Here is a 20,049-nt window from a genome sequence, read left to right as displayed (position 1 = left end):
TAACGTGTCTGATCTCCTTACCCAGTCTTTCCGCTTCGCTGACCCCCGCGACCTCTCCGATCTGAAGACCTTTGCCACCCGCGCGAAGGCCATCGATGACGGCGCCATCCGCCTGCAGGCGGCCGGAACGGTACTGGCCGCCTACGTGTGCGTGCTCCGGCCACGGATCCTGGGCGAGTCCACGCCCACCATCCTCGGCCTGCGCACCATGGGACTGGCAGAGCCGTCGGCAACTGACGTCACGGTTCCGCTGGCTGCGGTCCTGGACCGGCTGGCCCGGGCGGGGGAGAACGACGCCGACCTGCCGGTCCCGCCGTCGACCGTCACCGAATCATGGGCTGGCGTGGGCGCCCCGCGCGGGGGCTGGGAACTTGTGGACTCTGTGCCAGACGCTGAACTGCGGCAGGCCGCCGAAGCCGGCATCGCCGAGGTGGCGGAAATCGTTCCGGACAAACCCGGAGCCATGATCGTGAATAACGCCCGCGCCGCCGTCTGGGGACGCGGGCTCGAGGGGCGGCACGGGGTACCGGCAGGGGCGGCCTTCGCCGCCCTGGCCCTGGGCTTCCTGGGCGAGGGCGAACAGAAGCTCTACCGCTCCGGGCGCTGGTTCCGGCTCAGCGGAAACCGCGGCCACGTGCTGGCGCGTGCGGGTGCCGGCCTGACTTAAAGCCCCCGGCTCCAAGGCCAGGAGTGCCGCCGGCTTCAGCCCTGCGCCTCGGAAGGGCTGTTCACCATGGAGAGCGCGGCGCGTTCCATGTAGTCCCACAGCGTTCCCTCATGCAGCGGCGGCAGATCCAGGGAATCCACAGCGGTCCGCATGTGGCGGAGCCAGCGGTCCTTGGCCTCGGGTGTGACCCGGAACGGCATGTGGCGCATCCGCAGCCGCGGATGGCCGCGCTCCTCGCCGTAGGTGGTGGGGCCGCCCCAGTACTGCTCCAGGAACATCAGGAACCGCCGCTTGGCCGGCGCCAGGTCCTCTTCCGGATACATTGGGCGCAGCAGCGGATCGGTGGCCACGCCGTCGTAAAAGACGTCAATGAGCTTCACGAACGTCTCGTGGCCGCCCACGGCGTCGAAGAAGTTGTCGGTGTAACCCGGCTGGCTGAAGGGGTCGTTGCGCATCAGCGGCTTGCGGACGCCGGGCTCTGGCGGGGTGAGTGGGGAGGGGATGGTCATGGCTATTCTCCGGCCTTCTGCTGGGGTGCGTGCTCGGCATCGGCCGAGGCGTCCGTCTCGGCGGGCGGTGCGTAGTTTCCCTGTGAGCGGTTGCCGACGCGCAGGATTTCGCCGTTGCGGAGGTACCAGATGGCGCCGTTCTCGTCGCGGACGCGCGTGATCCTCAGCCCGATCGACTCCACCACACCCACCACTTCGCTGGTCTCAATGATGTCGCCGATGCCGTACTGGTCCTCAATGGTGATGAAGATGCCGGCGAGGAAGTCCCTGATGAGCTGCTGGGCGCCGAAGCCGATGGCGATACCCAGGATTCCCACGCTGGTCAGCAGCGGCGCCACGTCGACGTCGAGGTTCTTCAGCATGTAGATGGTGGTGATGACGGCGATCATCACGCCGAGGCCGCTCTTGAGGAGCGATCCGATCGTGTTGGCCCGCTGCACGCGCCGCTCATGGTCCAGGGCGCGCAGCGCCGGCGCCACCCAGCGGAAATGGGGCTTCTTGAACAGTGACGTGCCGCTCGCCACACTCTTGGTGATCCTGGCGATCAGGAAACTTGCGATCAGCCACAGGACAATGCCTGCGCCGAGGCTGATGGCCACGCCGGCCAGGTCAAGGCCGGTGGGTTCCAGTGAGGCCGAGGGCGTTGTGAACATGCTGTGCATCTGCAGGAAGGCTCCTTGCTGCTGTCCGGCGGCGGCCGGTCTCCGCGCTTACCGGGGAGACCGGCCGCTCCTTGGTCACTTTTAAGCCTAGCGGGGTCTGCCGCTGGCTAGGGACTTGCGGCTGTGGTAACGGGAGCGTGCCGTACGGGGAAATTTACGCTACGGGCAATGAAACACACCTGGTTCGCCTCATGGTGCATCTGCTCCACCAACGCAGTGTGCCCGGCATCGGCCACCGTCACCCGCGGCCGGAGCGTCACGGATTCGAACTGGCCACTGCCGTCCCGGTTCAGCCGCATCACGCCGGTGGCGTTGTCCTCATAGGACAGGACCACCACGCCATGCCTCACGGCCACGTGCAGGAAGGACAGCATGTGGCACTGCGCCAGCGCCGTCAGCAGCAGCTGCTCAGGGTTATACCGGGTGCGGTCGCCGTGGAAGGTGGGGTCGGCCGAGCCCTGCAGGACCGGCAGCCCCGGAATCTCGATGTCGTGGTCCCGGGAGTAGTCCCGGTAGGACGACGTGCCGCTTCCAAGGTTGCCGGTCCAGCGGACCGTCAGCGCATAGTGGTGTTCGTCGAGTGCCATCGGTCAGGCCCGCGCATCCACCGCACGGGCCCGCAGCGCCCGGGCCACGCCGTCGCGGTTTTCCAGCATCATCCGGCGCAGCGCAGCGCTCTCTTCCGGCAGCGACGCCAGGAACTCGTCAGTCCGGTCCACGGTGGCCTGGTTGGTCAGCTGTGCCGGATACAGTCCGACGACGATCTGCTGCGCCAGGGCATTGGTCCGTTCGGCGACGATCCCGGGAACGGCCTCGAAGTACTTCTCCGCGAACGGCTCCAGCAGCGCAGTGTCCAGCACCCGCGTGAAGCCGGCGACGGCCGAGGCCTGGATGGCGTTGGAGAGCTCGCCCTTGACCACGATCGACTCCCATGCCTCCGCCTTGGCCTCCGGGGTGGGTATGGCAGCCTTGGCCAGCGCCGCCGCGTTCTGGCCGCTGGAGGTGTTGTCCCGCTCCAGTTCCTTGTCGATCTCCGCCTGCCCCAGCCTGCCGCCCGCCACAAGGGAGGCCACGAGCTCCCAGCGGAGGTCCTGGTCCACAGTCAGCCCGGCCAGGGTGACTGAGCCGTCCAGCAGCCCGGCGATCCGGTCCAGCTGCTGCCCGCTACGGGCAAGGAGCGCGAACGACTTAGTGAACTGCAGCTGGGCGTCGGATCCGCCCGGTACGCTCGAGGCCAGCTCCCAAAGCCGGTCGACGGCGGCAACAGTGGTTGCTTCGCGGTGTTCCTCGGCAACGTAGAACGTCAGCGTGGTGGCCAGTTGCCGCAGCTGCACCAGGATCACCGAGGAATCGGACTCGGAGGAGATGTTGGCCAGGATCAGCTCGACGTAACCGCGGGCGGGGCTTTCCCCGTCCCTTGCGGCGTCCCAGGCCGAGCCCCACACCAGCGACCGCGGCAGGCTCTCCCGGAAATCCTTCAGGTGCGCCGTGGCGGTGGCCAGGGACTGCTCATCCAGCCGCACCTTGGCGTACGCGAGGTCATCGTCGTTGAGCAGGATCAGGTCCGGCCGCTTGAGTCCAGCCAGTTCCGGCACCTCGGTGCGTTCACCGTCAACGTCCAGCTCCTCGCGGTGCACCCGCTCGAGCGTGCCCTCGTCGGTGATGTCATAGAAGCCCACCGCCAGGCGGTGCGGGCGAATGGTGGGCTGCTCGGCGATCGCTGACTGCAGGATGGCGAATGACGTGATGGTGCCGTCGGCATCCACCGCCAGCTCCGGCTTGAGCGAGTTCACTCCGGCCGTTTCCAGCCACAGGCGTCCCCACTGGTCCAGATCGCGTCCGCTGGCCCTCTCCAGCTCCACCATCAGGTCGCCGAGTTCGGTGTTCCGCCAGGAATGTTTGGCAAAGTATTCACGCATGCCGGCCATGAACTGGTCCGGCCCCACCCAGGCCACAAGCTGCCGCAGCACGGAGGCGCCCTTGGCATAGGTGATGCCGTCGAAGTTCACCTCGACGTCCTGCAGGTCGTTGATTTCGGCGAAGATCGGATGGGTCGTGGGGAGCTGGTCCTGGCGGTAGGCCCACGACTTTTCCACCGAGGCGAACGTTGTCCAGGCGCTCTGGAACTTCGTGTTCTCCACCGCGGCCAGGTGGGACATGTATTCGGCGAAGGACTCGTTGAGCCAGAGGTCGTTCCACCAGCGCATGGTCACGAGGTCGCCGAACCACATGTGCGCCAACTCGTGCAGCACGGTGATGGCGCGGCGTTCCACCTGCGCCTCCGGGACCTTGCCGCGGAAGACGTAGCCTTCGAGGATGGTGACCGCTCCGGCGTTCTCCATCGCGCCGGCGTTGAACTCCGGCACAAACAACTGGTCGTACTTCTCAAACGGGTAGGGGCAGCCGAACTGGGCCTCGAAGAACTCGAATCCCTGGCGCGTGAGCTCAAAGATGTTGTCCGCGTCCAGGTACTGCATAAGGGACTTGCGGGCGAAGACGCCCAGCGGTACGACGCGGCCATCCGAACTGGTGACATCGCTGCGCACCGACTGGTACGGTCCGGCGATCAGCGCGGTGACGTACGAGGACAGGCGTGGCGTGGGCGTAAAGTCCCAGACCGAGCGGGCGCCGCCGTCGTTCCCCGGGGAAGCCGCCTCCGGCTCCGGCGTCGGGGAATTGGAGACGACGTCCCAGTGCGAGGGTGCTGTGACGCGGAACCGGAAGGTGGCTTTGAGGTCGGGCTGTTCAAAGACTGCGAACATCCGGCGCGAGTCCGGCACCTCGAACTGCGTGTACAGGTACACCTCACCGTCCACCGGGTCCACGAAGCGGTGCAGGCCTTCGCCGGTGTTCATGTAGGGGGCGTCCGCCACCACTGTGAGCTCGTTGTCCGCGGCCAGGTCCGGCAGCTTGATCCGGACGCCGTCAGACACCTCGGCTGGGTCCAGTTCGCGCCCGTTCAGCGTCACGCTGTGCACAGCGTCTGTCACGGCGTCGATGAACGTCGACGATCCCGGGGCCGCCGTGAACCTGACGGTGGTGGTGGAACCGAAGACGGTCCCGCCCCTGGTCAGGTCCAGGCTGACATCATAGGAGTCGACGGCGATCAGGGCGGCGCGCTCGCGTGCTTCGGCGCGGGTCAGGTTCATGCCTGGCAAGGTTGTGCCTCCAGAGGTTGTGGTGGCCGGACTGGCCCGGCCCGCCGGCTGCTGCGCGGTGTTCACGCACGGGGTTGCATCACTGTGAAGCCATTGTTTCATTCCGGCGCCGCTTGGCAAGTTAGCTGGCTCACTTCTGTGGCCCGTTCCCTGCGGGAGCCCTCTCCAGCCGGCGGGCGCGGGGGTAGCGTTAAGGCATGGGAAAGATCCTCGAGGCTGTGGACACCAAGGCGCTGCGGTTCGCGGCCGGCTTCCCCGTACTCCTTGCGGTAGCGTTCGCTGTCTGTGCCGTGCTGCTGCGGCCGGATCTGCCGGAACCGCTGGCGGTCATGTGGAACGCCGACGGCGGCACAGCCTTCGCGCCGTTCGCCGCCTTCGTGGGCGGCGGGGCTGCCCTGATCGTTGTCATCGGCTGGCTGGTGCTGCTGCAGGCTGTGCCGCTTTCCCGGCCCACCGTGATGCGCCGGATCCTGATGGGCGCGGGGCTGACAGTGAGCCTTTTTGTCACCACCGTGCTGGCGGCCGCTCTCGTCGGCCAGGCGGGGGAGGCAGACGCCCGGGAGTCCAGTGTGGACGTCATTGTCCTTGCTTCGGGCAGCGGTGCCGCGCTTTCCCTGGGGGTCATCATCGGCTTCGTCTTCAAGGCGGACCACCAATGGACCCCCGAGGATGATCTTGCCCTGCAACGGGCGCTGGAGCAGGAACTCGACCCGGACCTTGCCGGGGATTCCGTACGGTTCTGGGTGCACGCGCGCAGCTCCGTGTTCGTCATGATCGCCATTGCCAGCCTGTTTCCCGCTTCGCTGCTTGCCATCGTCGTGCCATGGCTGGGGGCCCTGCTGGTGGCGGCCGCCCTGGTGGGCGCCGCGTTCCTTTTCGCCAGGGTCACCGCGGACCGCAGCGGACTGCGCGTTTTCCTGGCCGGCATCCTGCGTGTCATCGATGTTCCCGCGACCGCCATCTCCGCCGCACATCCCGCGGACGTCCGGGCTGCCGACTACGGCGGCTGGGGCTACCGCAACCACGACGGAACCGCAGCGGTGCTCGTCAGCAGCGGCCCCGCCGTCGTCGTCCGCAAAACCGACGGCCACCGGCTGGCCGTAAGCGGCGGCAACCCCGACTCCGCTGCCCATCTGGCGGAGGTCCTGACTCGCGTGGCGGCGAGGGCCCGCCGCGACACGCGCCCGCCGGCGCAGGGCGACGCGGACGCGTAACGGCCTGGCAGGCACCCCGCGGCCGGAAGCACACCGAGTACTCTTGGATCTGTTGATTTGACCTGTACCAGCCCGGCTGCGCCCCGGTGCTCATGACTGAACGGAAGCTACCGTGACAACAAACCCTGTGTTCCCGCGGGTCCACATCGCCACCGACCACGCCGGCATGGAGCTGAGCGCCCACCTGGTCAAGCACCTGACGGCGAACGGCTATGACGTGGTGGATCACGGCCCCCAGGAATACGACGCCCTCGATGATTACCCGTCGTTCTGCATCAACGCGGCGCTCGCAGTGGTGGCGGACCAGGAAGCAGGAGTCCATGCGCTGGGCATCGTGCTGGGCGGATCCGGAAACGGCGAGCAGATCGCGGCCAACAAGGTTAAGGGTGTCCGCGCGGCCCTGGCTTGGAACCACGCCACCGCCACGCTGGCCCGCGAGCACAACGACGCCAACGTCGTGGCCGTCGGCGGGCGCCAGCACAGCGTTGAGGAGGCCACGTCACTGATCGAGGCCTTCCTGCAGGAGCCCTTCAGCAACGACGAGCGGCACGTGCGCCGCATTGGCAAGATCGCCACCTACGAGACCACCGGCGAGATCGTCGAATAGTGCCGGAAGGCCACTCCATACACCGGCTCGCCCGCCAGTTCGGTGACGTATTCGCCGGTGAGCGGCTGGCCGTCAGTAGCCCGCAGGGCCGTTTCGCCGCCGGTGCCGCGCTGCTGGACGGGCACACCATGGTGCATGCGTCAGCGCACGGTAAACACCTGTTCCTGCATTTCGAGCATGCACTGGTGCTGCACGTCCACCTGGGCCTCTACGGGGCCTGGGACTTCGGTGGCGACACCCAGTTCCGCGGCGCCTCCAGCATCGGCGCGCCCCGCAGGGTGGGGGAGCGGGAAGCGGCCGACGTGGCCGGCGATGCTGCTCCCGCCGGGTACGCCGGCCCGCCGGCGCCGGTGGGAGCCGTGCGGGTGCGGCTGGCAGGTAACCACGGCTGGGCCGACCTGCGCGGCGCCACCACGTGTGCGGCCATCACCGAAGCCGAGGCGGCAGCCGTGCTGGACAGGCTGGGTCCCGATCCGCTCCATAACGCCGGCGGCAGCCGGGACGATTTCGTCCGGCGCGTCCTGTCAAAGCGGACTCCGCTCGCCACGCTGCTGATGGACCAGAAGGTGATTGCCGGCGTCGGAAACGTCTACCGGGCGGAGGTGCTGTTCCGCGGCCGGATAGACCCCCTGCTTCCCGGCCGGGCGCTCACGGCGGACGCCGCCGGCGTCCTCTGGGACGACACCGCCGCGGTGATGGCCGACGGCGTCCGCGACGGGCGGATCGTCACCACCACCTCCGGCTTCTGGACCCGGAGCGACCAGCTTCCGCCGGGGGAGGAGGCACACTTTGTCTACCGCCGGCACGGCCAGCCATGCCGGGTCTGCGGCACGTCGATTGCCCTGGCCGAACACGCGGCCCGCAAACTGTACTGGTGCCCGTCCTGCCAGCAGCCCGGCTGAGCCGGCTTTCGTGACTGCCCGCGATGACTGACGGGCCCGTACGCGGGTATTCGTGGGCACAGGTCTGTGCCAGGCGCCTGGAGCGCCAGTGGCTTTTGGCCCCTTCTCAAACCGCCTCCCCGGCGGACATCGTGCGGGACATGTGTGGCGCGCACGCCCAGGTGATGCCGGCGGCCGAGCTGTCCGTGGGGATGCGGAGCGCCGTAATTTCCCGGGCCGACGTGCGCGCTTCACTCTGGGAGGACGGAACCCTGGTTAAGGCCTTTGGCCCCCGCGGCACTGTCCATCTGCTGCCCACGGCCGACCTGTCCCTGTGGACCGGGGCGCTGGGAGCCATTCCTCCGCATCCGGGGCTGGGACAATTCCTGACGCCCGGCCGGGCCGATGAGATCGTGGCCGCAGTTGCAGACGCGCTGCGCAACAGGGAGCTGACCGTCGACGAACTCAACGACGCCATAGTTGACAGGACCGGCGCCTGGGCGGCTGAACCGGTGATGCCGGCATTCCAGGGCATGTGGCCGCGCTGGCGCGCGGCGATGTCCACCGCGGGAACCCGCGGAGCGCTGTGCTTTGGTGCCGGCAGGGGCCGGGCAGCGACGTATCGCAGCCCTGGGCAGCTACTTCCCGGGTTCCGCCCGGCCGACGCGGCACCCGCGCTCGGTTGGCTCCTCCGGTCCTACCTGCAGGCATACGGCCCCGCCACCCCGGCCCATTTTGCCCGCTGGCTGGGGGCTCCGCGCGAGTGGGCTTCCCGACTCTTTGAGGACCACCGCGAAGAATTGGCCCCGGTCACCGTGGAAGGTTCGCCGGCTTGGGTACTGCGGAGCGACCCGGACGCAATCACCACTGAACCTGCGGGCGCACGGCTGCTTCCCTACTTTGACTCCTACGTTGTGGCCGGCCAGCCCCGGGAGTTGCTGTTCCCGGGCGCGGCAGGCGCCCGTGCCCTGGCCAGGGGGCAGGCAGGCAACTATCCCGTCATACTCATCGACGGCGTCGTCAGCGGACTCTGGCACCACCGCCGGTCCGGAAAGAAAGTGGAGATTACGGCCGAATTGTTCCGTCCGGCGGGGTCACTGCAGCTGGACGAGCTGGCGCAGCAGGCGGACCGGGTCGGGAGCTTCCTGCAGTCCGAAGTGCGTCTCGCCCTTGGCGCGGTGGACATCGGAGGCCACGCCTAAGCAATTTGCTGAGGACAGGGCTTAACGCAAAGAGGCCCCTCGGCGAGGGGGCCTCTTTGTTGTGGAGGGGACGACGGGAATCGAACCCGCGTAATCAGTTTGGAAGACTGAGGCTTTACCATTAAGCTACGTCCCCGAGGGAAAGCATTCCGGCGTTGGCCTTCGGGCTTTTCTTCGGCGGCTGTTCAAGCCGGATACAACTAAACCTAATTCATGCCCCACGTGTCAAATGTGCAAACGCGGCAGGTATGAACGTAGACTGTCCTGTGCATTACGGGGTGTAGCTCAGCTTGGCTAGAGCACCTGCTTTGGGAGCAGGAAGTCGCAGGTTCAAATCCTGTCACCCCGACTCTGCGGCCGGGCCCCAGGCCTGGTCACAACAACGCGTTTGCAGAGCCCATCCAACAAAACCAGGAGTACTTAGACCGTGAAGAGCGCTGTCGAGAACCTCACCCCCACGCGGGTCAAGCTCAATGTTGAGGTCCCCTTTGAGGAATTGAAGCCCAGCATCGACGAGGCATACAAGACTGTTGCTTCGCAGATCCAGGTTCCTGGCTTCCGTAAGGGCAAAGTTCCCGCCAAGCTGATCGACCAGCGCGTCGGCCGCGGCTACGTCCTGGAGACCGCAATCAACGAGGGGCTCAACGGCTGGTACCAGGCCGCCGTCCAGGAATCCGGCATCCGTCCCCTGAGCCGTCCCGAGGTTGAGATCACCGAGGTTCCGGACCCCTCCGCCACTGACGGTGAGCTGAAGTTCCAGGCCGAGGTTGACGTCCGCCCCGAGATCGAACTGCCCGACTACGCCGGCATCAAGGTTGAGGTTGCTGCCGCCGAGTCCTCCGACGCCGACGTCGACAAGGCCCTGGACGAACTGCGCGGCCGCTTCGGCACGCTCAAGACCGTGGAGCGCCCGGCCGCTGACGGCGACTTCCTGAGCATTGACATCACGGCCAGCATCGACGGCGACGAGGTGGACTCCGCCTCCGGCCTGTCCTACCAGGTTGGCGCCGGCACCATGCTCGAGGGCATGGACGAGGCCGTGACCGGCCTGAGCGCGGACGAGGACGCCATCTTCGACACCACCCTGGTGGGTGGCGAGCACGCTGGCGAGTCCGCGCAGGTCAAGGTTGTGGTCAGGTCCGTCAAGGAGCGCGAGCTGCCCGAGGCGAACGACGACTTCGCCCAGCTGGCCTCCGAGTTCGACACCCTGGCCGAGCTGCGCGAGGACCTCGCCAAGCAGGCCGCCGACTCCAAGGTCGTCGAGCAGGGCGTCGAAGCCCGCGACAAGGTCCTGGACAAGCTCGTTGAACTTGTTGAGGTTCCGGTTCCGGAATCCGTCGTCGAAGAGCAGCTCGAGCAGCACTTCACGGCCGAGAACTCCCATGGTGAGGGCGAGCACGACACCGAAGAGCACCGCGCCGAAGTCAAGGCCAACACCGAGCGCGCCTTCCAGAACGAAGTCATCCTCGATGCCATCGCCGAGAAGGAAGAAGTGGACGTCAGCCAGAACGAGCTGATCGACTACATCGTCACCACCGCCAGCCAGTACGGCATGGACCCCAACCAGTTCGCCCAGATCATCGACCAGAGCGGCCAGGTTCCCATGATGGTCTCCGAGGTCCGCCGCCGTAAGGCACTGGCCGTCGTCCTGGGCCAGGCCGAGGTCACCGACTCCGAAGGCAACAAGGTTGACCTGAGCGACTTCGTCCGCCCGGGCGGCGAAGAGGTTCCGGCCGTCGAAGCCGACGCAGAAACCGAAGCCGAAGAGGCAACCGCCGAGGGCGCCGCAAACGACGATCCCGCGGCCGTGAAGTTCTAGCAGCAGCACGCAGCAGCGGCACCAGCCCCCGGGTCCTCGGATCCGGGGGCTGGTGCGTTAACGGCCGCTGTTCGGCTCTGCGGGCAATCGTGCGCCGTCAGCGAACAGTGCGATTCCGACGAACAAAACCGCTCCGAAAGCGGTTAGTGTCCAAGTAGTGAAGTTCAGTGATGTCGTTCAGTGATGTCACCGTCACCAGCGAGAGGTAAGTACACATGTCACAGCAAGCAGCGGCCCCCCGCATGGCAACCGTCGATCCTGCAGCCCAGGACAACTACATCTACAACCGCCTGCTGAAAGAGCGCATCATCTGGCTTGGCTCCGAGGTCCGCGACGAGAACGCGAACGCTATCTGCTCACAGCTGCTGCTGCTTTCCGCCGAGGACCCCACCAAGGACATCTACCTCTACATCAACTCTCCCGGCGGCTCGGTGACGGCAGGCATGGCCATCTACGACACCATGCAGTTCATCCCCAATGACGTCGTCACCGTCGCCACCGGCCTGGCTGCCTCCATGGGACAGTTCCTGCTCTCCTCCGGCACCAAGGGCAAGCGGTACGCCACCCCGAACGCCCGTATCCTGATGCACCAGCCTTCCGGCGGCATCGGCGGAACGGCTTCGGACATCAAGATCCAGGCCGAGCTGATCCTTCACATGAAGAAGGTCATGGCTGAGCTCACGGCGGACCAGACCGGCCAGACCGTGGAAACCATCCTCAAGGACAACGACCGCGACAAGTGGTTCACCGCCGTTGAAGCGCTCGAGTATGGCTTCTTCGACAAGATCTCGGCTCACGCAGGATCTGTCGCCGGCGGCGGCGGAACCCAGAACGCTTCATCCAACGGCCAGAGCTAACCGGCATCGAGACAGAACTGAATTCAGGAGCAATGAAAATGAACTACAATTTCGGGTCGTCTGCCGGCAACCTGCCGACAAGCCGCTACGTTCTTCCGCAGTTCGAGGAGCGCACGCCCTATGGTTTCAAGCGCCAGGACCCCTACACCAAGCTTTTCGAGGACCGCATCATCTTCCTCGGCGTCCAGGTGGACGACGCGTCGGCCGACGACATCATGGCACAGTTGCTGGTGCTGGAGTCCACGGACCCTGACCGCGACATCACCCTCTACATCAACTCGCCAGGCGGCTCCTTCACCGCCATGACCGCGATCTACGACACCATGCAGTACATCCGCCCGGAGATCCAGACCGTGTGCCTGGGCCAGGCGGCAAGCGCCGCCGCCGTCCTTCTGGCTGCCGGTACGCCGGGCAAGCGCCTCGCGCTGCCGAACGCCCGCGTCCTGATCCACCAGCCGGCGCTGTCCGGCGGCCAGGGCGGGCAGGCTTCGGACCTCGAAATCCAGGCAGCTGAAGTCATGCGAATGCGTACCTGGCTCGAGGACACACTGGCCCACCACTCGGGCCGCACCTCGGAGCAGGTCAACAACGACATCGAGCGTGACAAGATCCTTACCGCCGCCGAGGCACAGAACTACGGCCTAATCGACCAGGTCCTCGATTCCCGCAAAATCAAGCCGCAGGCACTTGCCCGGTAAATACGGGTACATGCCGGGTCAACAGCAGTAAAGGGCGCCGGTGCGGTTGAGATTTTTGAACCGCACCGGCGCCCGGTTTCCACCCCTCGGGCCGAATGTGACCTAGAGTGGATGTATTCATTGCCGGATCCCGGCCGTGATTCCAGCAACCGGTGCAAAGCTGCCCTTGCGGCAAGATACTAAGGGGTTCACATATGGCTCGGATTGGCGAGAGCGCGGATCTGCTCAAGTGCTCTTTCTGCGGCAAGAGCCAGAAGCAGGTGCGCAAGCTCATTGCCGGGCCCGGCGTCTACATCTGCGACGAGTGCATCGAGCTCTGTAACGAGATCATCGAGGAAGAACTCGCAGAGGTCGCCGATCTGGGCAGTTTCGAACTGCCCAAGCCCCGCGAGATCTTTGACTTCCTGCAGGAATACGTCATCGGCCAGGAACCCGCCAAGCGGTCCCTCGCCGTCGCGGTGTACAACCACTACAAGCGGATCCAGGCCGGCCATGCGCCCAAGAGCGGCACGCTGGCCGACGGCGTCCATCACGACGACGTTGAAATCGCTAAGTCCAACATCCTGCTGATCGGTCCCACCGGTTGCGGCAAGACCTACCTTGCGCAGACCCTGGCGCGCCGGCTGAACGTCCCGTTTGCCGTTGCAGACGCCACCGCCCTGACCGAAGCGGGCTACGTGGGCGAAGACGTGGAGAACATCCTCCTCAAGCTCATCCAGGCCGCCGACTACGACGTCAAGAAGGCCGAACAGGGCATCATCTACATCGACGAGATCGACAAGATCTCGCGCAAGAGCGAAAACCCCTCGATCACGCGCGACGTCTCGGGCGAGGGGGTGCAGCAGGCGCTGCTGAAGATCCTGGAAGGAACGGTTGCCTCTGTTCCCCCGCAGGGCGGCCGCAAGCACCCGCACCAGGAATTCATCCAGATCGACACCACCAACGTCCTCTTCATCGTTGCTGGCGCCTTCGCCGGCCTGGAGGACATCATCGGTTCCCGCTCCGGCCGCAAGGGCATCGGCTTCGGTGCTCCGCTGAACGAGGTCAAGAATACCGACTCCTACGGCGAGGTGATGCCGGAAGACCTGCTGAAGTTCGGGCTAATCCCGGAGTTCATCGGCCGCCTGCCGGTCATCACCACCGTGTCCAACCTTGACCGTCCGGCGCTGATTCAGATCCTATCCACACCCAAGAACGCTCTGGTCAAGCAGTACCAGAAGATGTTCCAGCTGGACGGCGTGGAGCTGGTGTTCGACGACGACGCCCTGGACTTGATTGCAGACCAGGCCCTGGAACGGGGAACCGGAGCCCGCGGGCTGCGCGCCATCATGGAGGAAGTCCTCCTGCCGGTCATGTTCGACCTGCCCAGCAGGGACGACATCGCCAGCGTCGTCATTACCGCCGACGTGGTGGCCAAGAAGGCCCAGCCCACCATGATCACGCACGACGTCGTGGCCAAACGCCGGAACAAGTCCGCGTAGCCCCAAGAATTTCGACTGGACGGAATAAAACCACGCAGTCGGGCGCTGTCGCTTAAGCGTGCCATGCCGAATGCGGCTACATTGCGGTGCGCCGTACCCCGAAGACTTTCCTGAGGAGACTTGCTGTGTCTGAAGCTGCCCCCCACAAGGCCGATTTCTGGTTCGACCCGCTCTGCCCGTTCGCCTGGATCACCTCCCGTTGGATCGGCGAGGTGGAAGCAGTCCGCGACATCCAGACAGAGTGGCACGTCATGAGCCTGTCCGTGCTGAACGAAGGCCGCGACCTCGACCCCAAGTACCGCGAAGCCATGGCCAAGGCCTGGGGGCCGGTCCGGGTCATCATCGCCGCCCAGGAGCAGCACGGCGACCAGGTGGTCAAGCCGCTGTACGACGCCATGGGAACGCAGATCCACGACGCCGGCCAGAAGGACTTCTCGATCGTCATCAGCAAGGCCCTGGCCGACTGCGGCCTTCCCGCCGCGCTGGCCGCCGCCGCGGGTTCCGACGAGTACGATCCGCAGCTGCGTGCCAGCCATGAAGAGGGCATCTCCCTGGTGGGCCAGGATGTCGGAACCCCCGTGGTCGCCTTCAACGGCACCGCGTTCTTCGGACCCGTCCTCACCCGCATTCCCCGGGGAGAGGAAGCCGGAAAGATCTGGGACGCGTCGGTCACCCTCGCGGCCTACCCGCACTTCTTTGAGATCAAGCGCAGCCGAACGGAAAGCCCTGCCTTCGATTAGCCGTGGAGCCCGCGGTCCGCTGTGCCGCCGTCGGGCGCTTAAGAGCCCCGCCGGAACTACATGAGAGTAGTTCCGGCGGGGCTCTTGCGCATCCGCAATGGGAGGACAATGATGGTTCTTACCCACTTCGAAAGAAGTGAGACGCAAGAACCAAAGATTCAGTGACATGCTTCCGACGCAGCCTTCGGCAAAGTTAGAAGCAGGCTACCAGTGACAGGGTAGGAAGACCTGAAATTCTAAGGATCTTGCCAGACTGTCACAGATGTCACCAGACAGCCGAAAAGTCGAAGCCCCACCAACGGCAAAACGCTGATGGGGCTTCCCCTTTGCCCGGAATAATCCGGGGGAACCCGGAATGCGGCGGGCTCCCTGCGTGTCTTAGGCCTGCGCCGGCTCCTCCGCCGGGGCCAGTTCCACGTTGCTGACGGTGAGTTCGCCCTCGCCCGTGGTGAGCGTGATGTCCTGTGCGTTGGCCGCAGCCTTGAGGTCCCCAAGCCCTGCCTGAAGCTGGGCCACGAGCGACTCTGATGCCGTAATCGTCGCCGTCAGGACCTCGGTGCGCTGCTTGACCTTGGCCTCGGACTTGGCCTTGCGGATGCCGCTGAGCGCAATGCCCACGGTGCCCAGCATGCCGGTGTCGCCGTCGGTGATCTCCAGCGGCGCCGGCCAGGCGGCGCGATGCACGGAACCGGCCCGCCACCAGCCCCAGACCTCTTCGGTGGCGAAGGGCAGGAACGGCGCGAAGAGGCGCAGCAGCGAATCCAGTGTGGTGGCCAGGGCAGCGAGCACGGAAGCCTGCTCGGTCTCGCCGGCGGCACCGTAGGCACGGTCCTTGATCAGCTCGACGTAGTCGTCGGTGAATTGCCAGAAGAACGATTCGCTGATCTGCAGCGCCCGGGCGTAGTCGTAGTTGTCGAACGCCTTGGTGGCCTGGGCCACGACGTCGGAGAGCTGGGCCAGCAGGGCACGGTCCAAGGGATTGGTCAGGACCGTGAGGTCTGTGGAAACCACCGAGTTTTCCGTGGCGCCAAGGTTCAGCACGAACTTCGAGGCGTTCAGCAGCTTGATGGCCAGGCGGCGGCCGATCTTCATCTGCGCGATCTCGTAGGCCGTGTCCGCGCCCAGGCGTGCAGAGGCAGCCCAGTAGCGGACGGCGTCGGAGCCATACTCGTTCAGGACATCCGTCGGTACCACCACGTTGCCCTTGGACTTGGACATCTTCTTGCGGTCCGGGTCCAGGATCCAGCCGGAGATGGCCGCGTGCTTCCAGGGTGCGACGTCCTGCAGGGCGTCGGCGCGGACGGCGGAGGAGAACAGCCAGGTGCGGATGATGTCGTGTCCCTGGGGGCGCAGGTCGAACGGGAACACCTTGGCGAACAGGTCCTCGTCCCGGCTCCAGCCGCCCACGATCTGCGGGGTCAGGGATGAGGTGGCCCACGTGTCCAGTACGTCGGCGTCACCGGTGAAGCCGTTGGGCTGGTCGCGCTGGGATTCGTTGTAGCCCGGGGCGGCGTCGGCGGCCGGGTCCACCGGCAGCAGGTCATCGGACGGCAGGACAGGGTTGTCGTAGTCCGGGTTGCCCTGGGCATCCAGCGGGTACCAGACCGGGATCGGCACGCCGAAGAAGCGCTGCCGGGAAACCAGCCAGTCCCCGTTGAGGCCGGCAATCCAGTTCTCGTACCGGGAACGCATGAACGCCGGGTGGAAGTCGATGTCCTGCCCGCGGCCGATCAGGCGTTCGCGCCGGTCCTCGTCGCGGCCGCCGTTGCGGATGTACCATTGCCGGGACGTGACCACCTCAAGGGGCTTGTCACCCTTCTCGAAGAAGTTCACCGGGTGGGTGATCTTCTTGGGCTCGCCGTCGAGCAGGTCCGCCGCCGTGAGGAGCTCCACCACAGCCTCCTTGGCGGAGAAGACCGTCTTGCCGGCGATGGCGGCGTACGCCTCGCGGCCGGCATCCGTGGTGATCCACTCCGGAGTCTCGGCGAGGATGCGGCCGTCGCGGCCCACGATTGCGCGGGTGGGGAGCTGGAGTTCGCGCCACCAGGTCACATCGGTCAGGTCGCCGAAGGTACAGACCATCGCGATGCCCGAGCCCTTGTCCGCCTTGGCAAGCGGGTGGGCCTTGACCTCGAGTTCAACGTCGAATAGCGGGGACTTGACCGTCTTGCCGAACAGCGGCCGGTACCGCTCGTCGTCGGGGTTTGCCACCAGGGCGGCGCAGGCCGCGAGCAGTTCGGGACGGGTCGTCTCGATGAAGATCTTCTCGCCGTCGGCCGTGAAGAACGGGTAACGGTAGTACGCGCCAGGCACCTCGCGGTCCTCGAGCTCGGCCTGGGCCACGGCGGTGCGGAACGTGACGTCCCAGAGGGTGGGGGCCTCGGCCATGTAGGCGTCGCCGGCGGTCAGGTTCGCGAGGAACGCGCGCTGGGAGACGGCCCGGGAGGTGTCGTCGATGGTGCGGTAGGTGAGGTTCCAGTCGACGGACAGTCCAAGGGTCTGGAAGAGGTTCTCGAAGACCTTTTCGTCCTCGACCGCAAGTTCCTCACAGAGTTCGATGAAGTTCTGCCGGGAGACGACGTCGAAGTCCCGCTGGTTCTTGGCTGGCTGTGCCGGCGGCTGGTAATCCGGGTTGTACGGGATGGCGGGATCGCAGCGGACACCGTAGTAGTTCTGGACGCGGCGCTCGGTGGGCAGGCCGTTGTCGTCCCAGCCCATGGGGTAGAAGACGTTCTTGCCGGTCATGCGCATGTAGCGGGCCTGCACGTCGGTCTGCGTGAAGGAGAACATGTGGCCAACGTGGAGGGAACCGGAAGCCGTGGGCGGGGGAGTGTCGATCGAGTAGACCTGCTCCCGGGTGGTGTCCGGGTCGAACCGGTAGGTTCCTTCCTCGAGCCAGCGCTGCGTAAGGGCAGCCTCCAGGCCTTCCAGGGCCGGCTTGTCGGGAACATTGATGGGGGCGGTGGCGGGCGTGTCTGTACCCTGCGTTGATTCAGCCATGGCCCAATTGTTTCATGCCGGGCCGTTGTTTCCTGCCCGGCGGCGGGCGGCTGCAGCGGGACGACGACGGGAGTAGCATGCGGCTCATGGCGAAAGCAGGCGCTTCCTTTGCGATCAAGCGCATCTATGAGGAACCAGCGGACGACGACGGCTGCCGGGTTCTGGTGGACAGGCTCTGGCCGCGCGGGGTCAGTAAGGAACGGGCCCAGTTGGAGCTGTGGCTCAAAGACGTCGCGCCGTCCCCGCCGCTGCGGCAGGAATTTGCCCACATGCAGGAGCGGTTCGCCGATTTCCGTGCCCAGTATGAGGACGAACTGGCTGACAACTCGGCGGTGGATCAGCTCCTGGAACTTGCGGGACAGCACCGGAAGGTGACGCTGCTGTACGCGGCCAAGGATCCGGACGTGAACCATGCCAGGGTTCTCCTGGAGTTCCTTGCAGCACGTGGCCGAAAAAAGTAGGCGGAACCGCGTCAGCAAGGGGTTCTCGGAAGTAAACATTGGGCTGGTTCACCCAGTGGTTGCCGCTAGGGTGGTGCCATGACTGAGGTTTCCGCAAGCTCTGACGTGTCCACCAACAAGTCCACCCGCAAGGCAGCTCTTGTTACCGGCGCCAGCTCCGGCATTGGCGAGGCCACCGTGCGGGCGCTCCGCGCAGAGGGCTGGACCGTGTACGCCGTCGCCCGCCGCCAGGAACGGCTGGCCGCGCTGGAAGCGGAGACCGGCGCCGTCGCCATCGCGGCGGATATTGCCGAAGACGCGGACGTCGCCCATCTGCTGGCTGAAGTGACCTCCGCCGGCGGGATCGACACGCTGGTCAACATCGCCGGCGGTGCCCGCGGAGCGGACCGTGTGGGGCAGGCCGTGACCGAGGACTGGGAGTGGATGTACCGCGTGAACGTCCTCGGCACCATGAAGCTCACGCGCGCCTTCCTGCCGATGCTGCGCGAGCATGGGGAGGGCACCGTCCTGAACCTCACGTCCACGGCCGGGCTGGATGCCTACGAAGGCGGCGGCGGCTACAACGCCGCCAAGTTCGCCCAGCATGCCATGACCGGGGCGCTACGGCTGGAAGAGGCCGATCACAACGTCCGGGTCATCGAGATCGCCCCCGGTCTTGTCCAGACCGAGGAGTTCGCGCTCAACCGGCTTGGTGACGCCCAGGCCGCCGGCAGGGTGTACCAGGGCGTGGAGAAGCCGCTCACGGCCGAGGACGTGGCCGATGTGGTGCGCTACGCCGTGAGCGCACCGCACCACGTGAACCTCGACCAGATCGTCATCCGCCCGGTGGCTCAGGCCTCGACCTACAAGCTGATCCGCAAGCAGGCCTGAGCCGCTAGCCCGCCGTCCCTAACCCGCGGCCGGAACGTTCAGCGTGGCCAGCACGGCCGCATGGTCCGTTCCCGCGACGCGGTGCACGGCGTAGCCCGACGCCGGAAGGCGGGCACTGGTGATGAGGTGGTCGATGGTGATGCCGGGCAGCGCTTGGCCGTCCATCGGCCAGGTGGGCGTGAAACGCGCCCCGGAGGCCGTGCCGATGTCGACCAGTTTCCGGCCGTCCGGGCCGCCGTCGAGCAGTTTGCGGAACTCCGAGTGGTCATAGGTGGCGTTGAAGTCACCAAGCAGGAGCTGATTGCGCAGCAGTTGGCTGCCTTGGCCCCCAGCCCCGTTGCCGGTGACCAGCCGGCCCAGCGATTCCAGGTCGCTGCGCCGCTGCCCTACGCGGACATCCACCGGCGGCAGGGTGTGGACGTTGGTGACCTCGAGCGTGGCGGCTGCCCTGCCACCATCAGCAACGGGCAGGGTCAGCCGGAAGGTCGGCATCTGGAACGGTGTGTCGGGGATCAGCCCGATGGCTTGGATAGGGTGTTTTGAGTACGTTGCGCTGCCAGAACCGTTCTCCATGGGGCTGCTGATCCGGTGGGCAAGAAGGCTCCCCAGGCCTTCGGCCGCCAGCCGGTCCTCCAGTCCCTGGGTGTACTCCTGGATGGCGAGGAGCTCCACACCGTTGTCCCGGACCAGCCGGACGATTTCGGCGGCATCGGCCTTGCCGAAGCGGGAATTGATGCTCATCACCGTCAGTGGAACGGTACTGCCGGGACCGGGCGCGCCGGAGTCCGACCGGCCCGCGCCCGCTTGTCCTGCGTCCGCCCTACCTGCGTCCGGCGCCCAGAGCCAGAAAAGCTGGGCACCAAGGAGCAGGGCGGCAGCGGCGGTGACCACGAGCCGCCGGCCCAGCAGTGCCAGAACCAGCGCAAGGGCGGCCGGAATCATCAGCCACGGCGTGAAGGAGAGCAACTGGACCACCGGTGTTGGCCACTCGGCCGGGACGGCGCGGAACACCGAAAGCAATGCGACCGGCAGGAGTATGCAGAGCGCCAACACCCTGGCCGAAGCAGTCATGGATCGAGTCTAGGCCGTGGCTGTTGCATGGTTATGGCCGCCGCGGCCGCAGCAGTTAGACTGGAGCCATCAGCTTTGACCCGGCCATCACCGGTGAGCTTCCGGAAGAACACCCGGCCCGCTTGCGGACAACCAATCGCTTGCGGACCAGG

Annotated in this window: 18 protein-coding genes and 2 tRNA genes; 13 read left to right on the top strand and 7 right to left on the bottom strand. The window is 66.1% G+C overall.

All coding sequences use genetic code 11. The features are described 5' to 3' along the window. The first annotated feature begins 4 nt into the window (after positions 1-4). On the top strand, positions 5-667 hold the full coding sequence (locus tag AC1DFE_RS11885; RefSeq protein WP_476906072.1) for a DUF8185 domain-containing protein: 663 nt from the start codon (positions 5-7) through the stop codon (positions 665-667). A gap of 35 nt (positions 668-702) precedes the next feature. Here the strand turns inward: AC1DFE_RS11885 and AC1DFE_RS11880 are convergent, their stop codons facing one another. The 4 genes from AC1DFE_RS11880 to pepN form a co-directional block, all read right to left on the bottom strand. After that, positions 703-1,176 (bottom strand): globin, encoded by a 474-nt coding sequence (locus AC1DFE_RS11880; RefSeq protein WP_476906071.1) that lies wholly within the window; start codon positions 1,174-1,176, stop codon positions 703-705. Positions 1,177-1,178: 2 nt separating this feature from the next. Further along, entirely contained in the window at positions 1,179-1,838 is a 660-nt protein-coding gene (locus tag AC1DFE_RS11875) for a mechanosensitive ion channel family protein (RefSeq protein WP_476906070.1), read from the bottom strand. A 107-nt stretch (positions 1,839-1,945) separates the two neighbouring features. Further along, positions 1,946-2,425 carry an OsmC family protein gene (locus tag AC1DFE_RS11870; protein ID WP_476906069.1) on the bottom strand — a complete coding sequence of 160 codons (480 nt, stop codon included), beginning with the start codon at positions 2,423-2,425 and terminating at the stop codon, positions 1,946-1,948. A 3-nt stretch (positions 2,426-2,428) separates the two neighbouring features. Beyond that, entirely contained in the window at positions 2,429-4,987 is a 2,559-nt protein-coding gene (gene pepN, locus AC1DFE_RS11865) for an aminopeptidase N (RefSeq protein WP_476906104.1), read from the bottom strand. A gap of 206 nt (positions 4,988-5,193) precedes the next feature. On the opposite strand from pepN, the gene AC1DFE_RS11860 reads away from it, so the two are divergent. The 4 genes from AC1DFE_RS11860 to AC1DFE_RS11845 all read left to right on the top strand — a co-directional run bounded on the left by AC1DFE_RS11860 (position 5,194) and on the right by AC1DFE_RS11845 (position 8,900). Further along, positions 5,194-6,210, top strand: a complete 1,017-nt coding sequence (locus AC1DFE_RS11860; protein ID WP_476906068.1) for a hypothetical protein — start codon at positions 5,194-5,196, stop codon at positions 6,208-6,210. 112 nt (positions 6,211-6,322) lie between these two features. After that, positions 6,323-6,817 (top strand): ribose-5-phosphate isomerase, encoded by a 495-nt coding sequence (locus AC1DFE_RS11855; RefSeq protein ID WP_476906067.1) that lies wholly within the window; start codon positions 6,323-6,325, stop codon positions 6,815-6,817. Further along, the gene (locus AC1DFE_RS11850) at positions 6,817-7,719 is read left to right on the top strand and encodes an Fpg/Nei family DNA glycosylase (RefSeq protein ID WP_476906066.1); all 903 of its coding nucleotides are present in this window, start codon (positions 6,817-6,819) and stop codon (positions 7,717-7,719) included. The genes AC1DFE_RS11855 and AC1DFE_RS11850 overlap by 1 nt, the downstream gene beginning before the upstream one ends. 95 nt (positions 7,720-7,814) lie before the next feature. Continuing rightward, positions 7,815-8,900, top strand: a complete 1,086-nt coding sequence (locus AC1DFE_RS11845; RefSeq protein ID WP_476906065.1) for a winged helix DNA-binding domain-containing protein — start codon at positions 7,815-7,817, stop codon at positions 8,898-8,900. Between the two features lie 62 nt (positions 8,901-8,962). Here AC1DFE_RS11845 and AC1DFE_RS11840 read toward each other — a convergent pair. Continuing rightward, positions 8,963-9,036, bottom strand: a tRNA-Gly gene (locus AC1DFE_RS11840). A 138-nt stretch (positions 9,037-9,174) separates the two neighbouring features. Between AC1DFE_RS11840 and AC1DFE_RS11835 the strand changes: the two genes are divergently transcribed. The 6 genes from AC1DFE_RS11835 (at position 9,175) to AC1DFE_RS11810 (ending at position 14,495) form a co-directional block, all read left to right on the top strand. Beyond that, a tRNA-Pro gene (locus AC1DFE_RS11835) sits at positions 9,175-9,249 on the top strand. Between the two features lie 78 nt (positions 9,250-9,327). Then, complete coding sequence (tig, locus tag AC1DFE_RS11830) at positions 9,328-10,719, top strand: trigger factor (RefSeq protein WP_476906064.1); 1,392 nt, start codon at positions 9,328-9,330, stop codon at positions 10,717-10,719. A gap of 242 nt (positions 10,720-10,961) precedes the next feature. Continuing rightward, positions 10,962-11,576 (top strand): ATP-dependent Clp protease proteolytic subunit, encoded by a 615-nt coding sequence (locus tag AC1DFE_RS11825; protein WP_476906103.1) that lies wholly within the window; start codon positions 10,962-10,964, stop codon positions 11,574-11,576. A 38-nt stretch (positions 11,577-11,614) separates the two neighbouring features. Further along, on the top strand, positions 11,615-12,274 hold the full coding sequence (locus AC1DFE_RS11820) for an ATP-dependent Clp protease proteolytic subunit (protein WP_476906063.1): 660 nt from the start codon (positions 11,615-11,617) through the stop codon (positions 12,272-12,274). Between the two features lie 194 nt (positions 12,275-12,468). Next, on the top strand, positions 12,469-13,755 hold the full coding sequence (gene clpX / locus AC1DFE_RS11815; RefSeq protein WP_307103359.1) for an ATP-dependent Clp protease ATP-binding subunit ClpX: 1,287 nt from the start codon (positions 12,469-12,471) through the stop codon (positions 13,753-13,755). Positions 13,756-13,880: 125 nt separating this feature from the next. Beyond that, positions 13,881-14,495, top strand: coding sequence for a mycothiol-dependent nitroreductase Rv2466c family protein (locus tag AC1DFE_RS11810; RefSeq protein ID WP_476906062.1), 615 nt, complete (start codon positions 13,881-13,883; stop codon positions 14,493-14,495). A gap of 378 nt (positions 14,496-14,873) precedes the next feature. On the opposite strand, the gene valS is transcribed toward AC1DFE_RS11810, so the two are convergent. After that, positions 14,874-17,495 (bottom strand): valine--tRNA ligase, encoded by a 2,622-nt coding sequence (gene valS / locus AC1DFE_RS11805; RefSeq protein WP_476906061.1) that lies wholly within the window; start codon positions 17,493-17,495, stop codon positions 14,874-14,876. A gap of 86 nt (positions 17,496-17,581) precedes the next feature. On the opposite strand from valS, the gene AC1DFE_RS11800 reads away from it, so the two are divergent. Further along, complete coding sequence (locus AC1DFE_RS11800; RefSeq protein WP_476906060.1) at positions 17,582-17,956, top strand: DUF488 domain-containing protein; 375 nt, start codon at positions 17,582-17,584, stop codon at positions 17,954-17,956. Positions 17,957-18,034: 78 nt separating this feature from the next. Next, complete coding sequence (locus AC1DFE_RS11795) at positions 18,035-18,826, top strand: SDR family oxidoreductase (RefSeq protein ID WP_476906059.1); 792 nt, start codon at positions 18,035-18,037, stop codon at positions 18,824-18,826. An 18-nt stretch (positions 18,827-18,844) separates the two neighbouring features. On the opposite strand, the gene AC1DFE_RS11790 is transcribed toward AC1DFE_RS11795, so the two are convergent. Next, a complete protein-coding gene (locus tag AC1DFE_RS11790; RefSeq protein ID WP_476906058.1) occupies positions 18,845-19,897 on the bottom strand; it encodes an endonuclease/exonuclease/phosphatase family protein in 1,053 nt (350 codons plus the stop codon). Between the last annotated feature and the right edge of the window lie 152 nt (positions 19,898-20,049).

The sequence above is a fragment of the Arthrobacter sp. 05T423 genome, from assembly GCF_056396245.1.
The sequence above is the reverse complement of the archived record's forward strand: the minus strand, read 5'-3'. Positions and strand labels throughout refer to the sequence as shown.